The organism is Micromonospora aurantiaca ATCC 27029 (assembly GCF_000145235.1).
GTDB classification, from domain to species: Bacteria; Actinomycetota; Actinomycetes; order Mycobacteriales; family Micromonosporaceae; genus Micromonospora; species Micromonospora aurantiaca.
On record NC_014391.1, the window covers coordinates 5,843,049 to 5,858,969 of the forward strand.

The following is a 15,921-nucleotide window of genomic DNA, read 5'->3' on the forward strand; positions in this document are numbered from 1 at the left end:
CTCAGCCCGCCTGGCAGGTGGGGCACCAGTAGAGGTTGCGTCCCGCGAGCGCGCCCCGGCTGACCGGGGTGCCGCAGACGTGGCAGGGCGCGCCGGGGCGGCGGTAGACGTACACCTCGCCGCCGTGCCTGTCGACGCGCGGCGCACGGCCGGTCACCTCCGGCAGGTCGGCGTCGCGCACGGTGTCGATGCGGCCCCGCTCGACCGCGCGGGTCATCAGCATCACCAGGTCCGCCCAGAGCTCGGCCCAGCCGGCCGGCGTCAGCTCCCGGCCGGGCAGCAGCGGCGGCAGGCCGGCCCGGAACAGCGCCTCGGTCACGAAGATCAGGCCGGTGCCGGCCACCACCGACTGGTCGAGCAGCAGCGCGGCCAGCGGGGTGGGACTGCGGCGGATCCGGGCGTACGCCCGGTCCGGGTCGGCGTCGGCGCGCAGCGGGTCCGGCCCGAGCCGGTCGCGCAGCGCCGCCACCTCGGGCGGGGTCAGCAGCTCGCAGGCGGTCGGGCCGCGCAGCTCCAGCCAGTGCCGGTCGCTGTGCAGGCGCAGCCGCAGCTGCCCGACCGGGGCCGGCGGCTCCCCCGGCCCGTCGGCGAACTTCCCGTACAGACCCAGGTGTACGTGCAGCGTCAACTCGCCCGCGTAGTGGTGCAGCAGGTGCTTGCCGTACGCCTCGGTGCCGTCCAGGACGGTGCCGCTCAGGCGGGCCGCGCCCTCGGCGAAGCGCCCCTGCGGGCTGTCGGCGTGCACCTTGTCGCCCGCGAACAGCTCGGCGTGCCGGGCGGCGAGGCGGTGGATGGTGTGTCCCTCTGGCACAACGACCAAGCGTAGCCAGCGGATCGGGCCGCCGGCGACGTCGGGTCCTGAGACGACATTGAATCGATGTTCGTCGACTGAAAGACTGGCGGCGGCAGCGCTCGGGAGCCAGTGCGAGCCGCTCGATCTCGCCGGAGGGACAAGCGCGGGGTGATGCGCCACCCCGGTGCCGGGCAGTCGTCTCCGGCGCTCCGCCGTGTCGTCACGGCGGCGACATCGCGGTCCACCACCACTCCGGCGCCGACCGCCCCCGGCGCCCCCAGCTCGGGAGAGACAGATGCTCCGTACGCTCGGCGCGGCACTGGCCGCCGCCCTCGCCCTCACCGGCCTGGCCGCCTCGGCCGGCGCCGACCGGTCGCCCGCCACCACGACGACGACGCTCGCCACGGCGGCGACGCCGACCCCGACGCCCACGTTCGCGTGCCCGCCGGCGTTGCCGGTCAGCGGCCAGGTGACCGGGGCCACCACGACCAGCATCACCATCACCTACTGGATGGTGCTCAGCCCGCCCTGCGGATACGACCCGCCGCTGGTCGTCAGCCTCTACGCCAGCCGCGAGGACGCCACCGGGTGGCGCGACCCGGTGGCCGAGGCCGTCACCGGGCCGGAACGATCCGGGACGGTGACCATCGGCGGCCTGGCCCCTGGTACCGAGTACTGGTTCCGGTTCGGCGACACCAAGGGCACGCGGGATCCGTACGTGATCGGCGGACCGGCGCGCACGCTGTCACTCTGCTCCGCGACGGCCACGATCGACAGCAGGTGGGGCGGTGGCTTCGTCGCCACTGTGACGGTGCGCAACGACGGCACCGAGCCGGTCCCGGGCTGGCTCGTCTCGTGGCGGTGGTCCGGTGACGAGCGCATCCAGTCGGTCTGGGGCGGGGTGGCCGAGGGCTCCGGCCAGGACGCCGAGGTCCGCAACGCCTCCTGGAACGGGACGCTGGCGCCGGGTGCTTCGACGACGTTCGGCCTGCTCGTGGCGACGAGCGCGACGCCCGCCGCCATCATGCCGGTCTGCGGGCGGTGACCGGCATGCGGTGGACGGCACGGCACGGCGGCACCGGCCGTTTCCTCGCGGCGGGGCTGGCGCTCGCAGTGGCCGTCGCGGCGACGGTGGTGGGACCGGCAGCGGGTGCGCTGGCGGCCCCGGTGACAGTCACCAACGGCACCCAGTTCACCGACACCACCGGCGCCGTGGTGCACGCCCACGGCGGCGGTGTCCTCAAGGTCGGCGACTACTACTACTGGTTCGGCGAGAACCGCAACCCGGACAACACGTTCCGGGCGGTCTCCGTCTACCGCTCCACGGACCTGCGCACCTGGGAGTTCCGCAACAACGTGCTCACCCAGTCGTCGGCCGCGGAGCTGCGGGTCGCCAACATCGAGCGGCCGAAGGTCGTCTACAACGCGGGCACCGGCCGGTTCGTGATGTGGATGCACAAGGAGAACGGCTCCGACTACAGCGAGGCGCGGGCCGCTGTCGCCTCCTCGGCAACCGTGGACGGGAACTACACGTACCACGGCAGCTTCCGGCCGCTCGGGCAGCACATGTCCCGTGACATCACGCTCTACAACGACAACGGCACCGCGTACATGATCTCGGCGGCCGACGACAACTACGACCTGAACATCTACCGGCTCACCTCGGACTACCTCAACGTGGCCGCCCTGGTGGGCAACTTCTGGGACGGCGCGCACCGTGAGGCGCCGGCGATGTTCAAGCGGGGCTCCACGTACTTCCTGCTGACCTCGGGGGCGACGGGATGGAGCCCGAACCAGGCCCGGTACGCCACCGCGCCGAGCATCTCGGGACCGTGGAGCGGATGGACCGACGTCGGCAACGGCACCACCTTCAACTCCCAGCCGGCCTTCGTGCTGCCGATCCAGGGCACGTCCGGCACCAGCTACCTCTATCTGGGTGACAGGTGGGCCGGCGCCTGGGGCGGGCCGGCCAACGACTCCCAGTACGTGTGGCTGCCGATCGCCTTCCCGACCGCCACCAGCATGAGCCTGACCTGGTATCCGTCAGTCACCGTCGACACGGCGGCGGGCACCGTCACCGGCAACTCGCCCACGTACTACCGCGTCACCGCCCGGCACAGCGGCCGGGTGCTCGACGTGATCAACGGCTCCACGGCGAACAACGCCGAGGTCAAGCAGTGGGGCTGGAACGGCGGCGGCAACCAGAGGTGGGAGTTCCAGGACGCCGGTGGCGGCTGGTTCCGCCTCGTCAACGCGGCGAGCGGCAAGTGCCTCGACGTCGCTAACGCGTCCACCGCCGACGGCGCCAACATCATCCAGTACACCTGCGGCAGCGGCGCCAACCAGCAGTGGCAGTGGGCCGCGCTCGGCGGCTGGTTCCAGTTGCGGGCCCGGCACAGCGGCAAGTGCCTGGACGTGGTCAACGCCGGCACCGGCGACGGCGCGGACGTCCAGCAGTACGCCTGCGGTGCGGGCACCAACCAGCAGTGGTCACGCACGGTGTCGTGACCGGACGGCACGCCTGAGCGTGCGGAGCGAACCCAGGGGTGTCGATTTCGGCACACCTGGGTACTTCCTGCTTGTCATGCGCGGCCTCCGCGCCTGGATCAGGAGGTGCCATCGTGAAGATCTTGTCCCGCCGGAACTCTCCGGCGACCAGTACCGATACCAACGGCGACGGCGTGGTCGACGAGCGCGACCGGACCGCCGAGCAGCCGGCCGACCGGCCCGTGGTCACCGACCGCGACGAGGAGCGGACCACGTACCGCAGCGCCGCCACCGCGACCGACGACGAGCGCGCCCGGGACGCGGCGACCGACCGGGACGCGCGCGACCTCGGCGCGACGACGACCGACGGCCGGACGGCGGCCACGACGACCGACGCCCGGATCGCGGCCGACGACGAGCGGGACGCGGAGGCCCGGCGACGGGCGGCGGACCGGGGCGCGGCGGCGCGCGCGGTCACCGGCCGCCGGGTCGACGCCGACACGCGGACCGCTGCGGTGACCGACGCCCGGACCGTCGGCGCGGCGCCCGCCGCCGAGCGCACCGTGGACCTGGACCGCGACGGCCGTCCGGACCGCACCGACCTCGACCGGGACGGCCGCCCCGACGGTACGGACACCGACCGCGACGGCCGGGTGGACCGGCCGGAGCCGTACACCACCAAGCGTCCCCGGGCCAGCCTGCTCGCCACGCTCGGCCTGATCGTCTCGGTCGTCGGGGCGCTGTTCGTGCTCTCCGGCACGCTCGCCGGGTACGGCATCGGCGTCGGCGCGGTCGGCGCCGTGCTGGCGGTGCTGGGCCTGATCGCCACCCGTCGCCGGCACGTGGCGGGCAAGACCGACGCGCTGATCGGCATCGCTGTCGGCCTGGCCGCCGTGGTGCTCGGCATCGTGGCGATGACCGGCCAGTTCGACTGGCCGACCACCGACGGCGACTGGGTGGGCCGCTTCCGCGAGTGGCTCGACTCACAGTTTGGCAACTGGTTCTGACGGGCACTGTCCCGATCGCCGGCAGGGCCGGCCAGCCCGATCAGTTCCGGTGGTTCACCGGCCGGGCAACACCTCTTTCGGGGGCGGCGGTTCGCCGCCCCCGAAGTGTGTCCGGGGTCGGCGCAACGATCACTCGCTGCTGACCGATTCAACGCAACGATTCGCTGCTCAACGCAACTTCCCGCGGTGGATGTCGTCTACCCGGGCCGCATAACGTTGGACCACGGCGCCAGCCCGTGGGCCGACGGTGGCCGGGCGCGCCCGACTCTGGGAGCACGACATGACGATGGACGCCATCCGCCAGCGCTTTCTGATGTGCCGGCCGACGTACTTCGCCGTCGACTACGCGATCAACCCGTGGATGGACCCCACCGCCCCGGTCGACGCCGACCTGGCGATCCGGCAGTGGGAGCAGCTTCGGCGCACGTACCTGGACCTGGGCCACGAGGTCGACCTGATCGAGCCGGTCGCCGGCCTGCCGGACATGGTCTTCGCCGCGAACGGCGGCACCGTGATCGACGGCAAGGCCATGGCGGTGCAGTTCCGCGACCCGCAGCGCGCCGACGAGGCGCCCGCGTACCGGGCCTGGTTCGAGGGCGCCGGCTTCGAGATGTACGACCCGAAGCACGTCAACGAGGGCGAGGGCGACGTCCTGCTGGCCGGTGACCACCTGCTCGCCGGCACCGGGTTCCGCACCGCGCACGCCTCGCACGCGCAGCTCCAGGAGGTCTTCGGCTATCCGGTGATCACCATGCAGCTCGTGGACCCCCGGTTCTACCACCTGGACACCGCGCTGACAGTGCTCGACGAGCGCACCGTGGCGTACCTGCCGGAGGCGTTCTCCCCCGGCAGCCGGGCGGTGCTGCGCCGGTTGTTCCCGGACGCGATCCACGCCACCATGGCCGACGCCGAGGTGCTGGGCCTGAACGCGGTCAGCGACGGCCGGCACGTGGTGCTGCCCGCGCAGGCCACCGACCTGGCCGCGAAGCTGCGCGACCGGGGCTACGAGACCATCGGGATCGACCTGTCCGAGCTGCGCAAGGCCGGCGGCGGACCGAAGTGCTGCACGTTGCGACTCCGTCAGGGAAAGGCGAGCAAGTGATCATCGACGACATGCTGCGGACTCCGTCCGCGGTCCGGGACGCGGAGCGTCACACGGCGCACAACTACCACCCGCTGCCCGTGGTGATCTCGTCGGCCGAGGGCGCCTGGCTGACCGACGTGGACGGCCGCCGCTACCTGGACTGCCTGGCGGGATACTCGGCGCTGAACTTCGGCCACCGGCACCCGAAGCTGATCGAGGCCGCGCACGCGCAGCTCGACCGGCTCACGCTGACCAGCCGCGCGTTCATCCACGACCAGTTCGCCGACTTCTGCCGCGAGCTGGCCGCGCTGTGCGGCAAGGACCTCGTGCTGCCGATGAACACCGGCGCCGAGGCGGTGGAGACCGGCATCAAGGTGGCCCGCAAGTGGGGCTACCAGGTCAAGGGCGTCACGCCGGGCCAGGCCAACATCGTGGTGGCGGAGGGCAACTTCCACGGCCGTACCACCACCATCGTCAGCTTCTCCACCGACGAGGACGCGCGCGCCGACTTCGGGCCGTACACCCCGGGTTTCACAGTGGTGCCCTACGGCGACCTGGACGCGCTGACCGCGGCGATCGACGAGAACACGGTGGCCGTGCTGCTGGAGCCGATCCAGGGTGAGCAGGGCGTCGTGGTGCCGCCGGAGGGCTACCTGCCGGGTGTGCGCCGGGTCTGCACCGAACGCAACGTGCTGTTCGTCGCCGACGAGATCCAGTCGGGTCTGGGGCGTACCGGCGCGACGTTCGCCTGCGAGCACGAGGGCGTCGAGCCGGACATGTACCTGCTGGGCAAGGCGCTCGGCGGCGGCATCGTGCCGGTGTCGGCGGTGGCGGCGAACCGCGACGTGCTGGGTGTGCTCCAGCCGGGCCAGCACGGCTCGACGTTCGGCGGCAACCCGCTGGCCTGCGCGGTCGCGACCGAGGTGGTCCGGCTGCTCGCCACCGGCGAGTTCCAGCGCCGCTCGGCCGAGCTGGGCGAGCGGCTGCACGCCGGGCTGCGCGGCCTGATCGGCAAGGGCCTGGTGGCGGTACGCGGGCGCGGGCTGTGGGCCGGGCTGGACATCGACCCGGAGCTGATGACCGGCCGGCAGGCGTGCGAGCGGCTGATGGAGCGGGGCGTGCTGGCCAAGGACACGCACGGCTCGACCATCCGGCTCGCCCCGCCGCTGGTGATCACCGCCGACGAGATCGACCACGCGGTGGCGCAGCTCGCCGCAGTCCTGGCCGGCTGAGGCCGTACGCGGCCGACTCCGTACGCGAGAAGGCGCCGGGACCGCGACGGTCCCGGCGCCTTCGCACGTGCCCGTCAGGGACGCGGCAGCCGCATCGCCATGGTCGGCGCCTCGGCCATCACCGAGTTCGGGGTGTACTTCGCGTCGCTGCTCATGTCGTCCGCGCGGCCCACCTGCACGCCCGGGTACAGCTCGATCAGGTCGCTCTCGGCGAGCACCCGGGACTGCTGCGGCGCCAGCGCGATCCGCTCGTGCTCGGCCATCGAACCACCGGGGCGTACCCCGGAGCCGTTGGTGCTGGTGTCGGTGACCACCACCTCGCCCACCCGCAGCTCCAGCCGGATGTGGCTGCGGCTGATCCAGCGCCGGGCCTCGTCGTTGAGCCACTGGCCGAGCGTCACCCCACCCGGGCCGTCCGGTGCCCGGCCGATCGCCACCGGTTCGGTCTCGGTGAGCACGAACCGCTTGCGGACCAGACCGCCGATGCGCACGGCGAGCACAGCGGTACGTGGGCGCGGGCCGGCGTCGGAGAGCCGTGCGCCGTGCCGGGGGCAGGTCGGCGCGCCGGTACGCAGCGTGGGCGGCGGCTGCTCGGCCGGCACCCGGTCCACGGCGGCCAGGTCGGCGAAGGCGCCACCGCCCCCACCGCCGCCGAACAGCGCGCAGCCCGGCTCGGGGCAGCGCCACTTCCGGGAGAGCACCTTGACGCCCGCGGGTGAGCGACTGCCGGTGGCCGGGTCCTGGCCGCCGCCGACGTGCGCGATGAACACCGGCCCGCCGGCGCCGGGCACCGGGGCGAGCACCCGGCCCGCCTGCGCGACCCACGGGTACCGCCCGACGAGCCCGTCCAGCCGCGCCCGGGTGAGCACCGGCAGGCCGAGCAGGTCGGCCACCTCCAGCATCCGGTCACCGGGCTGGTCGAGCACCTCCACCAGGCCGTCGTCGGCCCACCGGCGCACCACCATCCGCTCGTTGGAGGTCAGGTCGGCGTCGGACAGCAGCGCCCGGTGCACGATCGCGTAGACCGGGACGCTGTCCTCGCCGATCTGCCGGGACAGCGCGTCGATCACCATGCCGAGTCGCAGCAGGCTGGCCGGACGGCCGCCGTCCAGGTTCTGCCAGCGGATCACCTCGGCCAGGTCGACCACGGCCCGGGCCAGCGACGGATCGGTGCAGACCCGACCCTCGATGGCGTCGAGCACCTTGCTGATCTCGAATCTCATGCCGCAGCTCCGCACGATGTCGTCCCGTGACGCGGCCGGGGCCGGTCGGCCCGCCGCGCCGCGCGCCACCACCGCGGCGCGTCCTCCACCATGCGACGACCCTACCGGCCACCCCCGCCGGCGGCGTGGCGGCGCACTCCCGAAAGGGGCGCACGCCACCGGGCGGGCGCCGCTCGCCCCCGCCCGGCCCGCCGCGCTCAGGCCGCGCGCAGCGGCCGGCCTACGTCGTGCAGGTGCGCCAGCGCCTGCCGGTACGACTCGACCAGCCCGGTCTCCGCGTACGGGACGCCCTGCTCGGCGCAGTACGCCATCACGAGCGGCCGGGCCCGGCGCAGGTTGGCGCGCGGCATGTTCGGGAACAGGTGGTGCTCGATCTGGTAGTTGAGCCCGCCCAGCGCCAGGTCGACGAACCGGCCGCCGCGTACGTTGCGCGAGGTCAGCACCTGCTTGCGCAGGTAGTCCAGCTCGTCGTCGGCGGTGGGCATCGGCATGCCCTTGTGGTTCGGGGCGAACGAGCAGCCCATGTAGAGGCCCCACAGCCCCTGGTGCACGGCGACGAACAGCAGCGCCTTCGCCGGTGACATGACCGCGAACAGCAGCCCGAGGTAGCCGGCGGCGTGCGCGGCGAGCAGCAGCGCCTCCACGGCCCGGTGCCGCATCGGCACCCGCCACCGCCCGTCCGGTTCCCGGCCGACGAGCGCCTGCACGCTCGCCACGTGCAGCGCCAGCCCTTCCAGCAGCAGCAGCGGGAAGAACAGCCACGCCTGGCGGCGGGCCATCCACCGGCTCAGGCCGCGCGTCGCCGTCGCCTGTTCGTACGTCCAGACCAGCGCGCCCGCGCCGACGTCCGGGTCCTCGTCGGTGTGGTTCGGGTTGGCGTGGTGCCGGTTGTGCTTGTCCACCCACCAGCCGTAGCTGAGCCCGACCGCGAGGTTGCCGGCGACCAGTCCGGCCGCCTCGCTCGGCCCGCGCCGGCGGAACATCTGCCGGTGCCCGGCGTCGTGGCCGAGGAACGCCACCTGCGTGGTGACCACCGCCATCACCACCGCCAGCGGCATCTGCCACCACGAGTCACCGACGAGCGCCACCACGATCCAGCCGGCCAGGAACGCGCCGAGCGTGAGCGCGATCCGCAGCGCGTACCGGCCGGGCCGCCGTTCGAGCAGTCCCGCCTCGGCGATCCGGCGGGACAGCCGCGCGTAGTCGCTGCCCCGCCGTGCCGCGGGTTCCGTCGACGTGGAAGTGGTCATGTCGCCCCCGATGCCGCGAGCCACGCTCCGTACGCGACTCTCCGTCACCGATTCTGGCGATGACCGTCGCCGTGGGTAATCCCGCAGACCCCCGGCTCGGAGGTGGTGCTGGCCCTACCTCTCTGGGCCGGCGCGGCGCAAACGATCTTCGTCACACCGCAGCGAGCCCGTACGACGGTGGGCGCACCCCCTCTGACCAGCTAATCTGTACGTAAAGATGAGTACCACTCAGCTGAACGGCCGATAGGCAGGCTGCACGGTCGTCGACAGACGGGAGACAGCGCGGTGCGTGGATTGACGGAAAAGGTGGTGTTGGTGACGGGCGGCGGCTTCAGCCCCGACCAGGTGGGCTCCGGACTCGGCATGTCCATGTGCGTCGAGCTGGCCGCCGAGGGCGCGAAGGTGGTCGTCTCCGACCTCTCCCTGGAACGCGCCGAGGCGACAGTCACGCGCGTCAAGGAAGCCGGCGGCGACGCGGTGGCGGTGGCGGCCGACGTCACCGACGAGGACTCGGTGCGCGCCATGGTGAGCGCCGCCCTCGACGCGTACGGGCGCATCGACGTGCTGGTGAACAACGCCGGCGTGTTCGGCGCGTACGTGCCGCTGCTGGAGATCGAGAACAGCCAGTGGGACCGCGTCATGGAGGTCGACCTGAAGGGCGTCTTCCTGGCCACGAAGGCCACGCTGCCGCACATGCTGGAGCGCGGCAAGGGCGTCGTGATCAACGTGTCGTCGGCGTCCGGCGTGGTCGCCAGCGAGGTCGGCGCGGAGTACACCACCGCCAAGCACGGCGTCATCGGGCTGACCAAGCAGATCGCCTACGACTACGGCCACCAGGGCATCCGTGCGGTCGGCATCGGCCCCGGCGTGATCAAGACCGCCGCCTTCGAGGGCGCGGAGATCACCAGCGACTTCCCGTTCTACGACCTGACCATGCAGGCGCCCGCCGGCCGGTACGGCGAGCCGCACGAGATCGCCCGTGCGGTCTGCTTCCTCGCCAGCGACGACGCGTCCTTCATCCACGGCCACACCATCCCGGTCGACGGTGGTTCGCCGATCAGGTGAGGCGAACGGATCGGCCCGGGCGGGATCGTCTCCCGCCCGGGCCGCATCCCCGCCGGGTCAGCCGAGCCGGGCGACGGCGTCGCGCAGCCGGACCAGGTCGCGCCGGCGCCGCTCGTAGGTGGCGGCCAGCCCGATCAGCAGCAGCCCGCCGAGGCCCAGGAAGATCCAGCGGGGCAGCAGGTCCCAGCCCCGGGCCAGCTCGTGCAGCGCCAGCGGCACCAGCGTGGCCGCGCCCAGCACCACTGGCGCCTGCCAGCGCCGGGCCGCCCCGCCGAGCACGACGGCGAGCGCCGCCGCGCCGAGCGCCAGCCGCCGCCACGGCTGCGGCTCACCTGACACCAGCACCGACACGAGGCTCGGCAGGAACGCCGCACCGAGCCCGGGGCCGAGCGCCAGCCAGCTGGTCAGGCCGGGCCGGCGCCGCAGCGCCAGCAGCCCGGCGCCCAGGGCGAGCGCCGCCGCCGGCAGCGTGTACGCCTCCAGCACGACCACCCCGCCCGCGGCGAGCAGCAGCCACCCGCCGACCAGCTCGCTGCCGGCGGCCACCGCCGCCAGCACGCGACGCCCGGCCGGCGACTCGCCCCGGCGTGGCACCCGGACCGCGACGGCCACACCCCACAGCACGCAGACCGCCGCCGCGTACCGCAGCGAGCCGCCGGTGAGCAGCAGCGCGAGCAGCGCCACGGCCTGCGCCGCCGCCTCCAGCGCCCACGCACCGGCCCGCCCCGCGCCGACGCCGTCCGGCCCTCGGACCACGCGCAGCAGCGGCGCCGCGTGCAGCGTCACCGCCGCGACGGCCAGGGCGGCGAACGCCGCGGTACGCAGCGGCAGCCCCGCCGCCAGCGACGCGGTGACCGCGAACCCGGTGGCAGTCGCGACCGCGCCCAGCCACCCCGCGATCCGGACCACAGCCGGCCGCCCGGCCGCCCCGGTCACGGCACCGGCCACCACCAGCGCCCCGAGTGCGGCGAGCGTCCCCGCCCGGGTGGCGAGCAGGCCACCGAACCCGGGTACGGCCAGCACCGCCCCGAGCGGCACGAGCACCACCGGGCGCGCGCCGGTGAGCGCGACGACCAGCAGCGCGGCCAGCCCGACGCCGAACGCGACCGCCGGCACCACCGGCCAGGGGGCACCGGCCGCCTCCGCCAGCACCGGCAGCGCGACAGCGCCGAACGGCAGCGCGGCGAGCCACCAGGCGACGCGGCGGTCCGTGGCGGCGTACGCCCCGGCGGCGACGCCCAGGAGCAGCAGCACCAGCCCGGCGCGGGCGGTCCCGGCGGAGGCAGCCGCGGCGGCGGGCACCCCGGACCAGGGTTGCACCGGCAGGTCAACGAGCAACGTCAGCACCACCGGGGACACGGCCAGCAACGCCACGGCGGCCAGCACGCCGCCGACCGCGCGCAGCGCGACCGCCGGCCGGGAGCCGGCCCCGGCGGCGAGCGCCAGCAGCACCCCCACCGCTGCGTACGGCGCCACCGGTTCCCCGCCCGGCGCGACGAGCGGCCCGAGGCCGACCCCGGCGAGCGCGACGGCGAGCCCCGTCGAGGCGTACCCGCTCAGGTCGGTCCACAGGCGACGGACGGCGAGGACGACGACGACCGGCACCACGACGGCGGCGGTCGCGCCGCGCAGCTGCCACCAGGCCGGCGCGCCGAGGCCGAGCAGCGCGACCGCCACGCCCGCCGGTACGGCGAGCAGCGAAACGGCCAGCGCGACGCCGCCGACGACCGGCTGCGCGCCCTGTCCACGCCGGCCCAGCACGGCGAGCGCCGCGCCGAGCACCGCCGTGACGGCGAGCACGGCCACGGCCCCGCCCGGGGCGGCGCAGCCGACGAGCAGCGCGTGCCCGAGCAGTACCGCCCCGGCCGACGCGGTGACCGGCACGACGACCCGCCCTCCACGCGGCCGGGCCACCGCCGCCAGCAGCAGCGCGGCGGCCGTCGCGAGGTCCACGACCAGCACCAGCGGCCACGGCGTCGCCGTCACGGCCGGCGCGGCGAGGGCGACCAGACCGGCGGCGGCCACGCCGGCGAGCGGCCGGACGGCCCGGGGCGTCAGCAGCGCGACCGCCCCGGCGGTCAGCAGCAGGGCCACCGGAAGCTGCCAGCCCCAGGACGGGACCGGCACGTCCCGGCCGCCCTGCCAGGCCGGGAAGCCGACGCTCGCGGTGGACGCGCCGACCAGGCCGGTGAGCACGACCGCCACCTGGCCCAGCGCGGCGGCCACGGCGAGCGCGCCCACGAGCGGACCGGTCCGGACCGGCGCCGGCAACGCCCGGACCGCACCGGCGAGCGCCGCCACCACGAGGCCGGCGGCGAGCAGCAGCAGCCCGGACCGCCACTCGGCGACCGGCCGGATCAGTGCGACCGCGAGCACCGGCACCAGCAGCCCGGTGGCCGTCGCGCGCCAGAGGCGGCCACCCGCGGCGAGCCCGCCGGCGACCAGCGCCAGCGCCACCACCAGCAGCGGACCGCCGGCCAGCAGCGGCGTGCCCGCCGCGTGGCCGACCGCCAGCGGCACCAGCGCGCAGCCGGCCGCCAGGACCAGCGCCGTGCCGTGCCCGGTCCAGCCCAGCACCCGCCCGGCCACCAGCGCCGTGCGATTGCCGGAGGTACGGCGGCGCAGCACGACCACGACCGCGAGGTCACCGAGCGCCACGGCGGTCAGCACCAGCGCCCAGCCGGCAGCGGTGGGCCGGAACGCGGCAGCGGCCAGCGGCAGCACCGGCTGCGCGAGCAGCCACGCCGCGAACCAGGGTGCGGTGAGGCGGCTGACCAGCGCGTAACCGGCGGCCACCGCGGCGCTGCCCGCCGCCACCAGCGCCGCGTACCGGCTGCCGGGCAGGCCGGTCACCCCGAACAGGTCCACCGACCAGGCGGCGGATCCGTCCAGGACCACCAGGAGCAGCGCCACCGAGGCGAGCGTCTCGGCGGTGCCGCGCAGCCCGCGGGCCCGGGCGACGAGCGGCGCGACCAGGGCCAGCGCGGTGACGGCGAGCAGGATCAGCGCCCGGCCGGCCACCCCGAACGTGCTCCAGGCGACGGCGGTGAACACCACGGCGGCGGTGCCGAGCAGCAGGCCACCGAGGACGAACAGCAGGCCCTGGACCGCGCGGGTGGAGGTCTCCGCGCCGCCGGGGCGTACCGCGACGGGGGTGGGCGGAAGCTGACGCGGCGGCGCCGGCGCCGGGAGCGGCGCGGGACCGGCGGCGCGCGGTGCGGGGATCTCCTGCCGGATCCGGGCCGCCAGCACCGCCCGCCGCTGCCGGGCCGTGACCAGCCGGCCGGACAGATCCTGGTACGTCAGCCGGGCCGCCTCGACGCGCGGCACCAGCTCGGTGATCTCCCGGTCCAGCCGGACAACCTCGGCGGCGGGCGGGTAGGGCGGGCGGCCGCAGGCGCGGCATCCGGCGACGAGGTCGGCCGGGGCGCCGCAACCGGGGCAGGGGTAGCCGGTGTTCTCCACCCCGCCAGCTTCGTCAACGGCGGAGCGGACCGACAGAGTAGGAGTACCTAGGGCCGGGTCTGCTCGTGTACCCAGGCGGTGTAGCCGGGGTTGCCGCTGTCCTCCCGGCTGACCAGGATCTCCGGCACCTCGTACGGGTGGTTGGCGCGGAGCTGGTCGACCAGGGCGTCCACCCGGTCCGGCGCGGTCTTGAACCGCACCTGCCACTCGGCGGTGGTCTGGATCGCCGACTGCCACCAGTAGGTGCTGTCCACCGGGCCGCCGACCTGGGCGCAGGCCGCCAGCCGGCCGGCGACGGCCGCGGCCGCCAGCACGTCCGCGACCCCGCGGGCGTCCACCACAGTCGTCACCACGCAGATCTGATCCACCAGCGCACCCTACGTGGCGTACCGCCGCCACGCCGAGCAGGCGCAGGGGGAATCGGTCAGGTGTCGGCCGCGCCGTTGCGGTTGGCGGCGATCCACGTGTCGATGCGGGCCCACCAGTCGAACAGCCAGTCGATGCGTTCCTGCTTGCCGGCCGGGATCTCCTCCGGCGGCACCGACCAGAACCGCATCATGATCCGCTTGTCCATCGGCAGCTCGCGCCACACGTCGGCGACGGTGAGCATCTGGTCCAGGCCGGTGTGCGCCACGAAGATCACGCCGGCGTCCGGCGCGGCGTCGAGCGCGGCGAGCAGCCCGCCCGGCTGCGGGGCGAGCACGTGCCGCAGCCGCTCGGCGCGCCGCGCCATCCGTTCCAGGCCGAGCGACCGCAGCCGGTCGATCGCGCGCAGCCGCCGCGACGGGGTGAAGTTGCCGCCCTCCGGGAAGATCACGAAGGCGTCGTCGTCGTCCAGGCCGGTGGCCAGGTGCCCGATCTGCCGCACCACCGACTCCCGCCCGTCCGGCCCGGCCGCGATGAACCGGTTGGGCAACCGGTTGAGCAGCACGTCGATGGCCGGATCCCACTGGAGGGTCTCCTTGAGCACGATCCGGGGTTCCCGCCTGAACCAGTTCACCAGCGCGTGGATCAGGATGAACGAGTCGCCCGGCCCGGCGTGCCGGCAGACCACGAGTTCGGGACGGCCCGGCAGGGCGGTGTCCGGGTCGGTGCCGACCACGTCGATGCTCAGCCGCAGCGTCCACCGGGCCTGCCAGAACATGATCCGCAGGAACCACCCGGCCAGGACGTAGTGGGCCCGCTGGAAGGCCGGCGCGCGTTTGTACGCGCCGAAGCCCGAGGCGAGCCAGAGCAGGAACAGGGCGAGCAGCGCGGCGGCGTCCCAGACCAGGTAGACGGTGCCGATCCAGAGCAGCCGCAGCGGGCGCAGCCGTCCCGGCACCAGCGGGGACGCGGCGAGCGCCAGCAGCGCCCAGGCCGGCAGCGTGGTCACCACGAAGAAGGCCAGCAGCACCACACCAGGGGCGAGCACCAGCCGGCGTAGCCAGCGGGGTGGCAGCGGCATTCAGCGCTCCAGCGCGGTGTCCAGGTATCGGCGGGAGGCAGTGTACGCGCGACTGATCCGCCGTCCCACCGCCGCCGTGTCCCGGTACGCCCACGGGCTGTCGTCGCGCGGCTCCAGCCCGCCGGTGGGCAGCACGTGCACCTCGACGTCCTCGGGCAGCGCCGCCATCTCCCGCGCGAACCGGTGCCGGCGGGCGATCTCGAACGCCACCTGGGCGATCTCCCAGGGGCGGCGCGGCGGCGTCAGCTCGCGTTCGATCCGGCCCACCTGGAGCACGAAGATCTGCTTCGCGCCGAGCAGCACCGCCTCGCCGACCGGGATCGAGTTGACCACCCCGCCGTCGATGTAGTGCTGGCCGTCGAGCTGGGCCGGGGGCAGCAGCCCGGGCACCGAGGCGGAGGCGAGCACCGCCGGCACCAGCGGTCCGGTGTGGAACCAGTGCTCGGCCGCGCGCTCGATGTTCGCAGCGCAGCAGCGGAACGGCACGGCCAGGTCGGCGAACGTGGTGTCCTCGCCCAGCGCGCTCTCCAGCAGGCGGTACAGCGGCCGGGGCGAGTGCAGGTGGGTACGTGCCGCGAACCGGCGCAGCTGCCGGGCGACCGAGTCGCCGTACACCTCGCTGGCCTCGGGCGACGCCCAGAGCCGGACCAGCCGGTCGGTGACCGCCTCGGTCGGGTCGGCGGCGACCAGGGCGCCGTTGACCGCGCCGATCGACGTACCCAGCACGAGGTCGGGTCTGATCCGGGCGCGGAACAGGGCACGCAGCATGCCCACCTCGACCGCGCCGAGCACTCCCCCGCCGCCGAGCACGAACGCCACCGGACCTGCTGCCATGCCGTTCATCCTGGCACGCGGCCCACACCCGGCC

The 15,921-nt window shown here is 74.6% G+C and carries 13 protein-coding genes; 6 read left to right on the plus strand and 7 right to left on the minus strand.

From position 1 onward, the window contains the following. Nucleotide 1: 1 nt before the first annotated feature. Nucleotides 2-811, minus strand: coding sequence for an Fpg/Nei family DNA glycosylase (locus MICAU_RS25920; RefSeq protein WP_013288314.1), 810 nt, complete (start codon nt 809-811; stop codon nt 2-4). A gap of 277 nt (nt 812-1,088) precedes the next feature. Between MICAU_RS25920 and MICAU_RS25925 the strand changes: the two genes are divergently transcribed. The 5 genes from MICAU_RS25925 to rocD all read left to right on the plus strand — a co-directional run bounded on the left by MICAU_RS25925 (nt 1,089) and on the right by rocD (nt 6,603). Then, the gene (locus MICAU_RS25925) at nt 1,089-1,838 is read left to right on the plus strand and encodes a cellulose binding domain-containing protein (RefSeq protein WP_013288315.1); all 750 of its coding nucleotides are present in this window, start codon (nt 1,089-1,091) and stop codon (nt 1,836-1,838) included. A gap of 5 nt (nt 1,839-1,843) precedes the next feature. Beyond that, on the plus strand, nt 1,844-3,301 hold the full coding sequence (locus tag MICAU_RS25930; protein WP_013288316.1) for an RICIN domain-containing protein: 1,458 nt from the start codon (nt 1,844-1,846) through the stop codon (nt 3,299-3,301). A 113-nt stretch (nt 3,302-3,414) separates the two neighbouring features. Then, a complete protein-coding gene (locus MICAU_RS25935; RefSeq protein ID WP_013288317.1) occupies nt 3,415-4,287 on the plus strand; it encodes a thrombospondin in 873 nt (290 codons plus the stop codon). Nucleotides 4,288-4,573: 286 nt separating this feature from the next. After that, complete coding sequence (ddaH, locus tag MICAU_RS25940) at nt 4,574-5,389, plus strand: dimethylargininase (protein WP_030271835.1); 816 nt, start codon at nt 4,574-4,576, stop codon at nt 5,387-5,389. Then, nucleotides 5,389-6,603, plus strand: coding sequence for an ornithine--oxo-acid transaminase (gene rocD, locus MICAU_RS25945; protein WP_030271837.1), 1,215 nt, complete (start codon nt 5,389-5,391; stop codon nt 6,601-6,603). The genes ddaH and rocD overlap by 1 nt, the downstream gene beginning before the upstream one ends. 74 nt (nt 6,604-6,677) lie before the next feature. Here rocD and MICAU_RS25950 read toward each other — a convergent pair whose 3' ends face one another. Further along, nucleotides 6,678-7,826, minus strand: coding sequence for an FHA domain-containing protein (locus tag MICAU_RS25950; protein ID WP_030271839.1), 1,149 nt, complete (start codon nt 7,824-7,826; stop codon nt 6,678-6,680). 197 nt (nt 7,827-8,023) lie between these two features. Next, on the minus strand, nt 8,024-9,076 hold the full coding sequence (locus MICAU_RS25955; protein WP_013288321.1) for a fatty acid desaturase family protein: 1,053 nt from the start codon (nt 9,074-9,076) through the stop codon (nt 8,024-8,026). A gap of 285 nt (nt 9,077-9,361) precedes the next feature. Here MICAU_RS25955 and MICAU_RS25960 point away from each other — a divergent pair, with 285 nt between their 5' ends. Then, nucleotides 9,362-10,141, plus strand: a complete 780-nt coding sequence (locus tag MICAU_RS25960; RefSeq protein WP_013288322.1) for an SDR family NAD(P)-dependent oxidoreductase — start codon at nt 9,362-9,364, stop codon at nt 10,139-10,141. 57 nt (nt 10,142-10,198) lie between these two features. On the opposite strand, the gene MICAU_RS25965 is transcribed toward MICAU_RS25960, so the two are convergent. Genes MICAU_RS25965 through MICAU_RS25980 form a run of 4 tightly spaced genes read right to left on the minus strand, consistent with a single transcriptional unit; the run spans nt 10,199 to nt 15,887 of the window. Continuing rightward, nucleotides 10,199-13,606 carry an SCO7613 C-terminal domain-containing membrane protein gene (locus MICAU_RS25965; RefSeq protein ID WP_013288323.1) on the minus strand — a complete coding sequence of 1,136 codons (3,408 nt, stop codon included), beginning with the start codon at nt 13,604-13,606 and terminating at the stop codon, nt 10,199-10,201. Between the two features lie 47 nt (nt 13,607-13,653). Then, complete coding sequence (gene cutA, locus MICAU_RS25970; protein ID WP_013288324.1) at nt 13,654-13,974, minus strand: divalent-cation tolerance protein CutA; 321 nt, start codon at nt 13,972-13,974, stop codon at nt 13,654-13,656. 56 nt (nt 13,975-14,030) lie between these two features. Continuing rightward, a complete protein-coding gene (locus tag MICAU_RS25975) occupies nt 14,031-15,053 on the minus strand; it encodes a 1-acyl-sn-glycerol-3-phosphate acyltransferase (RefSeq protein ID WP_013288325.1) in 1,023 nt (340 codons plus the stop codon). Next, nucleotides 15,054-15,887 carry a patatin-like phospholipase family protein gene (locus MICAU_RS25980; protein ID WP_013288326.1) on the minus strand — a complete coding sequence of 278 codons (834 nt, stop codon included), beginning with the start codon at nt 15,885-15,887 and terminating at the stop codon, nt 15,054-15,056. It lies immediately after the preceding gene. Nucleotides 15,888-15,921: the final 34 nt, after the last annotated feature.